The organism is Leptospira limi, from assembly GCF_026151395.1.
Classification (GTDB): Bacteria; Spirochaetota; Leptospiria; order Leptospirales; family Leptospiraceae; genus Leptospira_A; species Leptospira_A limi.
Window position 1 is genome coordinate 535,404 of sequence record NZ_JAMQPV010000001.1, and the last position, 13,123, is coordinate 548,526.

Below are 13,123 nucleotides of genomic sequence, written 5' to 3' on the forward strand. Positions count from 1 at the left end.
CGGGTCTTCCCGGAAAGGGATTCGCAAAAATTCTCCCTCTAGCAATAGAAACTATGTTCTTTATTTGTTACAGAGGGATGACAAGCTGGTGAAGGTTTGGTAAAGGTTTCATGAAAGAATGATTATGTATGGAGGCGGTTTAAAATTTTAATGAGATTACTTTTAATTCTACGAATTTGGTCAGGAGTTAATTGTAGTTCGCCAGATTCTGCTTTTTCGATTACACGTTCGGCTTTGGTGATAAAAACAATTGCTTCTTCATCTATAGCTTCTTTTCGTAATTGTTTTTCACGGTAAGCATCCAAAGCCTTTTGTACATCCAAAAGTTCTTTGGAAATTCCTCCGATCGCGATATTCAATTCGACAATGTTTTCATCCATGAATCTATTGAATTACCATTTTATTATACTTTTTGAATCTATTGATACAAAACATCAATGAATTTTTTCTTAGCTTCCAAATGTTCTTTGAAGGTCGCAGAAAAATAATGTGATCCATCTGGTTTTAAAAGGAAAAACAATTTATCAGATTTCATTGGTCGAAAGGATGCTTCGAGTGCAGGTAATCCTGGGTTCGAAATTGGACCTGGAGGCCAACCACCATTCATATATGTATTGTAAGGTGATACAATTTTCAAATCAGACTCAAAAAGTCTCTTTTTTGGTTTATCGAATAAGTATTGTATGGTGGCACATGATTCTAAATTGATGTTTTTTTCAATTCGGGTGAGAAATACTCCAGCCATCATAGGTCTTTCTTCTTTTCTCACAGCTTCTCTTTCCACAATCGAAGCAAGTACAACTCTAAAATGTAGATCTGCGGGTTTGATTCCTTTTGCTTCAGGGATGGTCTCCAATTTTTTATAAAACCGTTTGATCATCATTTCAGTGATGCGTTCAAGAGGATAATTTAATGGCACTGAATATGTTTCAGGAAATAAATAACCTTCTAAAGTTTTAGCAGGAATATTGTATTTTGTAAGTAATGCTTGGCTTTGAGTTACTTTTAAAAATTCTTCTCGTGATGGAGCTAGTTTTTTTGTGACTAAGAGATCACCTATCTGGCGATTGTTATAACCTTCAGGAACAGTGAATGTGATGAGTTTAACTTTTCCTGAAATAATGACATCTAAAATCTTACGAGAACTCATTCCATCATTGATGTCATAAACACCTTGTTTGATTTTGTTTCCAGCTCTTGTAAATTTGATGAGATAATTAAAGTATACGCTAGATTTAATCATTCCAGCACTTGCTAATTCTCTTACAACACTGGAAGAAGGTTCTCCGGAATCAATGATGAGTTCGTATTTGTTTTGACCGTCTCCAACAGCTCCGCCCTTTATTTCATCCACGACGAAAAAACTGATGAGTGCCAAAACTAAGAGTAAAGCAGCACCTAATCCTGAAAGTATCAGGTATTTTTTAACTTTTGAGTTCATTCCTTCCCCATCCTTCTGCAACTATCGACAATTACCAAATCTTTTTTAGGGTCTTACGACTGGTTCCCTCTCCAAATGGATGGAAAAAGTTTCAAACACACGATTTTGGATCGATTCCGCCATGGCCAATAATGCATTTGCGGTTCCATTTATATTGATTAGACCCAAACAATGGTTCGTGGAGATACCCACTCCGCCTGGAAAAATATCACCTTTTTTGATTCCAGAATGTTCAATGAGCCATGCTGCCGAAAGTTTTTTGGTTCCGTTTGATTCATTATAGATTGGCGGATCAGTGAATCCTAAATTGCTAGCTTGGATTAAAAAATTTTGAATCTCTGAATCTGCTAAGATTGGGTTTGTGAAAAAAGAACCAGCTGAACGCGTGTTAGGATCATTTTCATCTAGCACCATGGATTTTTTCTTCCTCAATCCTATAATCAAATTTCTTAGAGATTCTAATTGTGTAGTGCGTAAGTTTTCATTCAATTTGTGTTCTTTACTTTCAGAGAGTAAAATTTCCCATTGTTTTTTTACCTCTGGATAAAGAATACAAGGTTCTTTTTGCTTTGATAATTGAAACGTAACAGAACATACAATCCAATTTCGAAACTTTCCAGACTTAAATTCGCTATTACGATAAGCAAATTTACAGTCTTCATTAGAGATTGTTATTTCATTTCCAGCTTCATCTAAACATTGAATCGAAATGATTGTATCTTTTACTTCTTGGCCGTATGCCCCAATATTTTGAATGGGTGAAGCTCCAACAGATCCTGGGATTCCAGATAAGCATTCAATTCCAGTTAATCCTTGTTTGACGATAAATTCAACAAATTGATCCCAGATGACCCCAGCTCCTACTTCATAAATAACTGATGATTCATTTGCATCTAAACATCTAATACCAGGAATTTGTATTTTTAAGACAACTCCATCAAATCCAGAATCTCGAATGATTGTATTTGATCCACCACCTAGTATCATGTACGGGAGTTTTTGATTTTGGCAATAGACTAACGCATTTTTAATATCTTCAATTGTTTTGATCGATATAAAATACTTTGCCTCACCACCTAATCGAAATGTTGTAAAGGGAGCGAGAGGGATATTATTTTGGACCAACATAGTTCCAATAAAAAGTTTCCTCAAAAATAGTAAGTAAGAAAATCGGTTCTATGGGTCGATCCAAACTGAAAGTTTACGAATATTCTGGCTGTAGTACGTGCAGAAATGCACTCAAATATTTAAATTCCAAAAAAATCGAATTTGAACAAATTCCCATTCGCGAAACTCCACCCTCAGTTACTGAATTAAAGAAAGCAAAACAATACTTAGGTGATATTAAAAAACTTTTTAATACCTCTGGCAAAGATTACCGCGAAGGAAATTGGAAAGAAAAATTGGGAAAACTTAACGAAGACCAAATTTATAAAGAACTATCCTCAAATGGAAATTTAGTGAAAAGACCGTTTGTCGTTGGAGACGGATGGTATTTGGTAGGTTTTAAGGAAGGGGAATGGGGGGAACAGTTTTAGGTGAGTTGCGGGAAATTGGTATCCCCGCCCTGATTAGGGTGGGGAACTAGACCCGCCACCCAATACGTCCTCTCTATCACATACCATCGATTCAAACAAACTGATTCTCTAATTTACAAATTATTCTTTTAAAAAGTTCATATTTGCTCGCGGATCACATCAACTTCAACTTTCAATTTGTGTTTGCCGCCGCCAAACAAAATCCCTTTTAAAGGGGAAACGTCTGAGTAATCACGACCAATTGCTGTAATGATATATTCTTCCGTAATCAATTTTCCATTCGTAGGATCAAAATCCAACCAACCAAGTGTTGGGCAATACACGGATACCCAAGCATGCGTTGCATCACTACCCTGTAATTTTTGAGTTCCAGGAGGAGGAAACGTTTCTAAATACCCACTTACATAACGACATGGAATTTTTAACGAACGTAAGGTGGCAATCATCAAATGAGAAAAATCCTGACAAACACCTTTTTTCTCCATTAACACTTGTTCTAGTGGAGTATTAATATTAGTTGCTTTTGGATCATATTTAAAATTTTCAAAAATATATCTCGTTAGTTCAAGTGCAGCGACATAAACTGGTTTGTATTCACTAAATAGAAATTTTGCAAAATCTGCATAAGCTGATTTCGAAGAAATATAGGGAGACGGCTGAAGGAATTCAATTGCTTGCAGGTCGGCATCAAGCGTTGACTCATGGATGATTTCATGAATACTTTCCCAAGGAGTAGATTTTGATAAATCAAAATCAAAACTTTGATGTGTTCTTACAGTTGACTCAACTACAACTTCTAAAAAGCGATGTGGGTCCTCAACCGAAAATAAAAAAACTTGGTTTCCAAAATAATCCCTTCTAAAGGAAGACACAACTGGTTTTGGATTTACTGTTACATGAGTTCTGTAACAATCCTGATGGTTTGTGGTTAGTGGATACATATGTGCCATGTTATGACAATAAGCTACTAAATCATCATAACTGTATTTTGTTTTATGAATCACTCTAAAATCAGCCATTGGTATCACCAATTCTAGTTTGTTCTTCTGTGTAATTGAAGTAACGTGAAGAAAGTGCATCTGATAAAAGTCTTAAATACCCATGTAACTCTTCTAACCATACAGATACTGCCGTTAATGGAGTTTCTGCTTCAAAGAAAATGGCAATATCTTTCATTTTGAAATGAGTATACAATTGCAATGCTGCTCTATCTTCCGAATAAACAATTTTTTTATCTTTACCTGGTAAAAATTGTAAATCTCCATTGATCTGTTCTAATTGGTAAGCCAATGATCTAGGATTGGTTGTATCAAACAGTAAAATGTCTAAGACAGATTCTTGGTCAATTTTTCCGGAATACCTTCGATTGTATGTGAGGCGTATGTCACTGATTCTTAAGAATGTCTCAAAGGAAGATTTGTCTTCAAAACTTTTCCATTGGATCATACCTTGCAACATAAGAATCATGTTAATTGATCGTTCAATTCTTCGACCTAAGTTTAAGAAGAACCATCCTGCTTCACGACTCATATTTTCAAATGATAAACCAGTAAGTGAAGATAAGTTAACAATAATTTTTTGGAGGAAATCAATGATTTGATCATATGATTCAATATTATGAGTAGATTGGTCTTCCAAATGAAGAAGGATTTTCTTCATATCATCAGATAAACGATCTCTTACTGATTTTGAAGCGATCACCAAACTCCTTAAGTGAAAACCTAAACTACCAACAATATTTTTATCAACTGTCAATCGTTGTAATTCTGGGAATGGATTTGCAAAAAGATCTCCAGAATCATCTCCCAAAAAGCCCGGATAACTATTTGTAACATGTGTTACCAATTTCAAAATATTCTCTAAAGATTCTTTTTCATAGCCATCTTCAACCTGAAGGATTTTGAAAACTGCTTCTCGTATCACTCTAGTTTGATTTTCCGATCTTTCTAGATAACGAGCTAACCAAAATAAATTGTCTGCAACTCGGCTTGGAACACCTGAACTTTTTCGAGAGATTAAAATTTGGTCCGATTTTGGTACAAGTAACGATTCTTCTTTCTGAGTTTCAGTAGACAAGACCCACAAATCTTTGCTCCAAGCACCACGTTGGCTTGTAATAAAAAATTCATCGAGAGAAGGAGAAACTCGAACTAGACCACCCGCCATAGTTTGGTAGCCGGATCCAGAAGAAGATACAAAAGTTCTCATAATGGCACGGCCAGGACGAAATCCATTTTCACCTAACACAGGAACTGTGGCAGATTCAATCATTTCTTGAGCAATAAATCTTTTTGGAGCATGTTTTAGTTTTTGTAAAAAACTATCTTTTCTTTCTCCACTGAGTTCAACGAAAGTTACAGGAGTTTCTTCATCAGTTCTTGATACTGTTTTAAAAACATATTTCTCTGGATTTTGTAAAACCAATTGAAATTGTTCTTTGTTACCCAACCAATAGGTTGGTGCCATAGGAAGTAATAAATCTTCACCTAAGTAAAATCTACATAACTCTGAATAAAAAGGTAATAGTGCACGATTTTCTAAAAATCCTGTTCCAATTGGATTTGCTATTTTTACATTTCCAGAACGTACTGATTCTAACAAACCAGGTACTCCTAATAAAGAATCCCCCTTTAGCTCCAGAGGGTCCATAAAATCATCATCTACTCTGCGTAAAATCAAATCTACCTGTTGTAACCCTTCAACAGTCTTCATGTACACTTTATTCTTTCGAACCGTTAAATCCTCACCTTGTACAAGAGTGTAACCTAAATATCCTGCGAGATAAGCATGTTCAAAATAAGTTTCATTGGATGGACCGGGAGTTAACAAAACAATTACGGGTTCTCTTCCACTAACACCTGATAATTGAGTTAGAGATTTGCGAAGGGATCGAAAGTAAACAGCCACACGATGAACCATCGCATCTCGATACATACTTGGAAAAATTCGAGAAAGAACAATTCTATTTTCTAATGAATACCCTGAACCTGATGGAGCTTGTACTCTATCATTTAAAACATAAAAATTTCCGTCAGCAGCACGGATCAAATCGCAAACAAAAAATAATAATGCAGGATTTTTTGCTAAAAAATGATTCGAATCATACATCCCGTCACAAGCTCGCAAAAAAGATGACTCGTTGAATAATATTTCAGGTGGAATTTTTTTCTCGTATAACAATCTTCTTTTGGAATATACATCACGTACTAGGGCATCCAAAAGATCTGCTCTTTGGTTTAATCCTCTTTCTAATATTCTCCACTCTTCACTTTCCATCACCAAAGGAAATAAATCGAGTTCCCAAGGTCTTTCTTTCGCTTCAATTTGTTCTGACTGATAGAGATTATAGGTAACTCCATTTTCCCTTAAGATTCGATCAGTATCACGCCTACGATTGATTAATTCTGCAGGACCTAACTCTTGGAAAGATTTGACTAAGAATTTATATTTGTTTCGAATTTGACCATCTGCATCATACAATTCGTCATACACACCAGGTATGGTTTTATAATTGTCAATTAGATGATAGGGATCTTTTGTCATCATTACTTAGAAGTAACCATACGTAAATCTAAGGTACAAGGAAAGGCTTTATTCTCCAAACGAACAGGTGGCAAACTTTTTCCTATTTTATGACCGTGAGTCCAAAATCGAGAAATCCTTCTGGATTCCGCTTCATAAGCATTAATTGGAATTGTTTGGTAAGATAAACCCCCAGGGTGTGAAACATGGTAAGTACAACCTCCGAGTGAGCGATGATTCCAAGTATCGTAAACATCGAATACCAATGATTGTTGTGATGGCAATTGCGGATGTAAAGTAAAAACAGGGTTCCAAGCTTTAAAACGAACACCTGCAACAAACTCATTTTGAACCGAAGTCGCCTGCAATGGAACTTCATAACCATTACAGCTGAGTTTGTAACGTTCAGGATGAAATCCTTTTATTTTCACTTGTACTCTTTCAGTGGCTGAATCAACACCACGAGATGTTCCTTGAGAAGTATTCTCCTCACCTAACACATTCCATGGTTCAAGAGCCATTCTCAATTCAATTTCCATTCCATCTAAATAGCAGACTCCATATTGAGGAAATCGAAATTCAAAAAAAGGATCAAAATCTTTTGATAAAAATGAAAAACCTTGGTTTTGTAAATCAAAGATAACTTCTTTAAAATCCTTATAAACAAAGTATGGTAACATATAACGATCATGAAGTTCTGTGTTCCAATTGATTGGATTTCCATAGTATGGTTCTTCCCAAAACTTACAAATGATCGCCATCATAAAAGCTTGTTGGACTACACTCATTTGAAAATGAGGTGGCATTTCAAATGCTCTCATTTCAATCAACCCAAGACGGCCGGTTGGAGATCCTGGATCGAATAATTTATCTATCGATATCTCTGTTCTATGTGTATTACCTGTTACATCGATCAATATATTCCTTAACAATCGATCCAATAACCAAGGCGGAGTTGTTTTGCTCGAATCAATTTGTTGAAACGCAATCTTTAATTCATGTAGTGAATCATTCCGTGCTTCGTCAACCCTTGGGGATTGTGAGGTTGGTCCAATGAATAATCCAGAAAATAAATAGGAAAGCCCTGGATGGTTCTGCCAATATGACACAATACTTCTAAGCAAAGATGGTTTTCGTAAAAATGGACTGTCACTCGCAGTTTCACCACCTAACGTGATATGATTTCCACCACCTGTCCCTGAATGCCTTCCATCGATTAAAAATTTTTCAGCCGTAAGACGTAACTGATAAGCTTCTTCATACAGAATTTTTGTTTTTTCTACAATTTCTTCAAACTGACTCGAGGGATGAAAATTAACTTCAATCACACCTGGATCGGGAGTGATCTTAAATCGATTTAACCTTGGATCATTAGGTGCTTCGTATCCTTCGATCACAATTGGTAAATCTGTCTCTAAAGCAGTTTGTTCAATAGCATAGATCAGATGTAACCAACCTTCTAAGGATTGGATTGGAGGTAAAAATACTCTTAAATTGCCATTCCTAGGCTCCACACACAATGCTGTGCGAGTATGAACACCACCCAATGAATAACTTACGTTGGCGATAGATAAAGGATATTGGCTTAATTCTTTTACCTTTGGAAGAGCTGATTTTGGAGAAAATGGATCCTCAGGATTCGTATAATACGATTTACCACTTAACGATTGTAATGGTAACCGTAATCCAATTGGTGAATCTCCCGGAATTAAGAACATCTTTTTCCTGCGAAATTTCCATTCATCTGATTTCCATACCTTCTGGAATGCATCAAAATCCAAAGGTAAAACATACCCTACTTCTTTATGAAGGCCTTGGTCTAAAACTCTTATAATCCGTTCTCTTTCCAAAACATCATAAGAATTTAAACCATTTAACAAAGATTCCGTTTCTTCAGGCAAATTCGATTCTTGCCATAGATAATATAAATTATCTTCATAAGCAGGTAAAACGGAACCAGAAGATACATTTAGATATTTGATTAAACTTGAAATAAATTTTCTCGCATCATCAGTGTTTGCCGATCCAGTGTAACGATCATCGGCAAGTAAATGAGGGTTTGTCCATAATGGTTCCTTATCTTTGCGCCAATAAGAAATCATTGCCCATCTTGGAATTGGTTCCCCTGGATACCACTTGCCTTGTCCATATTGTAGTAATCCGCCCTCTGCAAAATGTTTTCCCAATCGTTTGATGAGTTGTTCCGATTTGGAATATTTTTCAAAGCCAAGAGCATCAAAATTCCACTCCGGGGCTTCTCTGTTTTCCGTAGAAACAAAAGTAGGTTCGCCACCAATTGTTAATCGGATGTCATTCTTTTTAATTCGTTTATTAATTGAATCACCTAACTTAAGAATACGATTCCAATCTTCTTCCAAATAAGGTAATGTGACTCTAGGAGTTTCCAATACACGTTCCACGTGCATTGAAAATGAAAATTCCATTTTTGCTTTTTCAGCAAATCCATAAATGGGACCTGCTGATTCAGGTTCTGGAGTGGCTGCAAGTGGAATATGCCCTTCTCCTGTGAATAAACCTGATGTGGGATCAAGTCCAACCCAACCTGCTCCTGGTAAGTATACTTCTGCCCACGCATGAAGGTCAGTAAAATCAACCTCTGTACCCGATGGACCATCTAGCGATTTTACATCTGCCTTCAATTGGATGAGATAACCCGATACAAAACGAGAAGCAAGTCCAAGATGTCTTAATATTTGTACGAGTAAATATGCAGAGTCACGGCATGAACCCATTCGTTTAGAAAGAGTTACTTCAGTTGATTGAACTCCAGGTTCCATCCGTATCACATAACCGATGTCATTGTAAACTTTTGCATTCAGTGCCACTAGAAATTCAACGACTCTTTTTTTGTCTATTTTGATCGACTTCAGGTAAGAAGTTAAAAGTTTTCCTGGTTTTTTTGGTTTGAGATATGGGGTGAGTTCTTTTTTAAGAATCTTATCGTAAGAAAAGGGATAATTTTCTGCATACTCTTCGACAAAAAAATCAAAAGGATTGATGACCTTCAAATCGGTAACCAAATCAACTGCTACTTGCAAAATGTTGGTTTTTTCTGGAAACACCAAACGAGCAAGGTAGTTGCCAAATGGATCCTGTTGCCAATTCAAGAATTTTTGTTCAGGCAAAATATTTAAAGAATAGGAAACAATATGATTCTTTGTATGCGGTGCAGGCCGTAATCGAATCACATGTGGAGATAGTGAAATCGATTTATCATACTGGTATGTTGTGATATGTGTTAAGGCAACTCGTATACTCATAATTAGTTGGTGAAAAATCGTTCCACAATCTTCGATCCGATTTGATTGAGTTCAATTTGAATATCATCCAGATATTCATGTAATCCTTTGTCAAAAATTGATTTGATATTTTCAGATCGTAATCTATTTAAATAAACCGTTGTTGCGTCTTGAGCAGAATTTCGAGGTAAACCTTCCTTTAATCCCGAAATTTTTTCCAAGGCTTCTTGCATCTCTTGGATACAAAAGATTATTGATCTTGGGAAAGTATCGTTTAAAATTAAAAACTCTGCAATATCCGTCGGATCGATTTTTTTATACCTGCGATTGTACATCTCATGCGCACTTGCAGATTTTAATAACGATAACCATTGTAGTAAATCCAATGTAGAACCGACATCATGGACAGATGGAAGGAGAATAAAATACTTCATATCTAAGATACGAGTGGTTTTATCAGCACGTTCTAAAAATCTTCCTAATAAAGCAAAATTCCATACTTCATCGTGAGAGATCGTAGCATCAGAACATCCATAAAAACTTTGGCAACTTTTGCGAACCGTACTTAGAAAATCCGACAGTCCCATGGACAAAGTATCTCCATGATCGCCATTCGTTTCCAAATAAAGTTTACGATAGTCTTTTACATAAAGGTAAAATTCATTTAATACTTCCCACATCGATGTGGAAATGTTTTCACGAATTGTACGGGCATTTTCCCGTGCTTTTGATAAACATTGGAAAATAGAATTCGGATTCTCTTCATCAAAGGTCATAAATCGAATCACGTTCACAGGAGAGGTTTCAGAATATTTTTTAGCAAATAATTCATAATCACCAGTAGTATGCACTAATGGTAACCACTGGTTTGGAACCTCTTCATTTAAATCCAAAGACAATTGATGATTGACATCGATAAAACGAGAATAGTTCTCCGCTCTCTCAATGTACCGATTCATCCAAAAAACTGATTCGGCAACTCGGCTTAACATAAAAACACCTTATCCTAACACCCAGGTGTCTTTTGAACCGCCTCCCTGGGATGAATTCACAACTAAAGAACCTTTACGTAAAGCCACTCGTGTCAATCCACCAGGCATAACATAGATATCTTTACCGTACAATATGAACGGTCTTAAATCCACATGTCTCGATTCAATTTTATCTGAAATTAATGTGGGAACTGTTGAAAGATTTAAAACTGGTTGCGCGATATAGTTTCTTGGATCCGCTTTGATTAATTCTTTAAAATCTTCCTGTTCTTGTTTAGAAGATTTTGGACCAATGATCATACCATACCCACCTGCACCATTTGCCGCTTTGACAACCAAGTTATGAATATTATCCAATACATATTTTAGATCAGAATCTTCTGAACATAGATACGTTGGAACATTTGGAATGATAGAATCTTCACCTAAGTAATATTTAATGATCTTTGGCACATAAGAATAAATTACTTTATCATCCGCTACACCAGTTCCTGGTGCATTGGCAAGGGCAACATTTCCTCGTTTATAAGCTTCAAATATCCCTTTGACTCCAAGTAAGGAATCTTCACGGAAACTGGATGGATCCATAAACGTATCATCGATTCTTCGATACACTACATCTACTTTACGGAGACCTTTTGTTGTTTTCATGTAAACTTTATGGTTTTCCACTACAAGATCCGATCCTTCCACCAAATACACACCCATCTTTTGGGCTAAAAAACTATGTTCATAATAAGCGGAGTTATAAACACCTGGTGTCCAGACAGCAATCACTGGATCACTGGCATCTGTTAGATTTTCTAACATGGAACGTAAGTGGTAAGGATAATCATACACTTGGCGGATGTTTAACTTTTCAAACAGTTCGGGAAAGGTTCGTTTCATCACCTCACGATTTTCCAATACATAAGAAACACCAGAAGGGCAACGTAGGTTATCTTCTAATACATGAAATTTACCTGCTCCATCACGAACAAGGTCAGTTCCTGTAATATGAATCCAAATGTCTTTCGGTGGTTTTAATCCTATACATTGTTTGAGAAAACCAGTACTAGACTCTATGATATCCCGCGGGATAATTTTATCCTTAAGAATCTTTTGTTCGCCATAAATATCATTTAAAAATAAATTCAGTGCAAGGATCCTTTGTTTTAATCCTTTTTCAATATTAATCCATTCCTCACTTGGTACGATTCGAGGAATGACATCAAAGGGCATAATCCTTTCTTGTTCGCCACCATCACCATACAACGTAAAGGTGATCCCTAATGACATTAATGCACGTTCGGCGGAACTACTCCGTTTGAGTAATTCAATACCACCTAAACTTTCCATTTTTGTTTTCACAAAATCATAACTTTTACGTGGAAATCCTTCATTGGAAAACATCTCATCATAGATATTTTTTGCGCTATAGTCTGCGATAAACATGGGTTGGCCTCTGCTAACTTAAATAGCAATATTTGTACCAAATGGAAAAAATGTCGGGAAACCAGGAGTTTCTGCCCTATCCGACATAAGAAATCGAAAACGAGTGGGATTTACGCTTATTTAATCAGCAACGAGGGAGGAAGGTAGAAGAGAGTGTATAATATCTCAACAGAATGTTTAAACTTCTGTTGTTAGGGCAGAGTGAGAGGGTGAATTTTTCTTTCTTTTCTCTTCTTTTAAGCGAAATCCATAATAGAAACTGCGAAAAAATTGTGAAAAAGGCAAAAATCGAAGAAAAAGAACCTGAAACCAAAGTTTCCAAGATTCATACCGAGATCGTTTTGGTCTCAAAATTGACTGAACCACCTTTTTTGCCAATTGGTTGGGTTTTGAGTTGGAAGGCACATCAGCCAACACACGAGAGAATTGGAAAGATTTGCCAATTTGTTTGCGGTAAGAATCCCAAAAATAATCAAAAGCGAGTTTGGAAGATCCATACAATCCATAACCGGGAGTGGGATAAATGGAAACATTAGAACTAACAGAAATGATATGGAGTCCAACAGAAATAAGATTTGTCAACTTTTGAATCGCAAAAATTGGTCCTAGAGAATTTGTTTGGAATAAATGTTTTAGTTGGTTCCAATTTTCCTTATCATCTTCGGCAAATGTTAATTCCTCTGAATTGATGATAAACACATCGATTTTATCTAATGTTTCAATTGCAGATTCAATTAATCTCTCAATCTGATCAGGTTTTGATGGATCTATTTTGTATTTTTGTAAATTTGCATGATTTGGAATTTCTTCAGGAGTTACATCTCCAACAACTACCAAGGCACCTTGGGAAAGTAAAATTGATAAAAGTTCTTTTCCTAATTCAGATGATCCATTGGTTAATACAATTTTTTTAGAAGCAAGTTTCATGATTATTGT

10 protein-coding genes are annotated in these 13,123 nt (G+C 36.0%); 1 reads left to right on the forward strand and 9 read right to left on the reverse strand.

Annotated elements, in window-relative coordinates; translation table 11 throughout:
- Positions 1 to 122: 122 nt before the first annotated feature.
- The 3 genes from ND812_RS02455 to ND812_RS02465 are packed head-to-tail and all read right to left on the reverse strand — an operon-like array spanning position 123 to position 2,569.
- A complete protein-coding gene (locus tag ND812_RS02455) occupies positions 123 to 380 on the reverse strand; it encodes a hypothetical protein (RefSeq protein WP_265374123.1) in 258 nt (85 codons plus the stop codon).
- Positions 381 to 418: 38 nt separating this feature from the next.
- Entirely contained in the window at positions 419 to 1,441 is a 1,023-nt protein-coding gene (gene mltG, locus ND812_RS02460) for an endolytic transglycosylase MltG (protein ID WP_265359288.1), read from the reverse strand.
- A gap of 45 nt (positions 1,442 to 1,486) precedes the next feature.
- A complete protein-coding gene (locus tag ND812_RS02465) occupies positions 1,487 to 2,569 on the reverse strand; it encodes a UDP-N-acetylmuramate dehydrogenase (RefSeq protein ID WP_265374124.1) in 1,083 nt (360 codons plus the stop codon).
- 50 nt (positions 2,570 to 2,619) lie between these two features.
- Here ND812_RS02465 and ND812_RS02470 point away from each other — a divergent pair, with 50 nt between their 5' ends.
- On the forward strand, positions 2,620 to 2,979 hold the full coding sequence (locus ND812_RS02470) for a Spx/MgsR family RNA polymerase-binding regulatory protein (RefSeq protein ID WP_265374125.1): 360 nt from the start codon (positions 2,620 to 2,622) through the stop codon (positions 2,977 to 2,979).
- Positions 2,980 to 3,116: 137 nt separating this feature from the next.
- Here ND812_RS02470 and ND812_RS02475 read toward each other — a convergent pair whose 3' ends face one another.
- The 6 genes from ND812_RS02475 to ND812_RS02500 form a co-directional block, all read right to left on the reverse strand.
- Entirely contained in the window at positions 3,117 to 3,998 is an 882-nt protein-coding gene (locus tag ND812_RS02475; protein ID WP_265374126.1) for a transglutaminase family protein, read from the reverse strand.
- On the reverse strand, positions 3,991 to 6,525 hold the full coding sequence (locus ND812_RS02480; protein WP_322113638.1) for a circularly permuted type 2 ATP-grasp protein: 2,535 nt from the start codon (positions 6,523 to 6,525) through the stop codon (positions 3,991 to 3,993). The genes ND812_RS02475 and ND812_RS02480 overlap by 8 nt, the downstream gene beginning before the upstream one ends.
- The gene (locus ND812_RS02485; protein WP_265374128.1) at positions 6,525 to 9,782 is read right to left on the reverse strand and encodes a transglutaminase family protein; all 3,258 of its coding nucleotides are present in this window, start codon (positions 9,780 to 9,782) and stop codon (positions 6,525 to 6,527) included. Before ND812_RS02485 ends, ND812_RS02480 begins: the two co-directional genes overlap by 1 nt.
- A gap of 2 nt (positions 9,783 to 9,784) precedes the next feature.
- Positions 9,785 to 10,753, reverse strand: a complete 969-nt coding sequence (locus tag ND812_RS02490) for an alpha-E domain-containing protein (RefSeq protein WP_265374129.1) — start codon at positions 10,751 to 10,753, stop codon at positions 9,785 to 9,787.
- Positions 10,754 to 10,762: 9 nt separating this feature from the next.
- Positions 10,763 to 12,187 (reverse strand): circularly permuted type 2 ATP-grasp protein, encoded by a 1,425-nt coding sequence (locus tag ND812_RS02495; protein WP_135594991.1) that lies wholly within the window; start codon positions 12,185 to 12,187, stop codon positions 10,763 to 10,765.
- A 177-nt stretch (positions 12,188 to 12,364) separates the two neighbouring features.
- Entirely contained in the window at positions 12,365 to 13,114 is a 750-nt protein-coding gene (locus ND812_RS02500; protein WP_265374130.1) for an SDR family NAD(P)-dependent oxidoreductase, read from the reverse strand.
- Positions 13,115 to 13,123 lie beyond the last annotated feature (9 nt).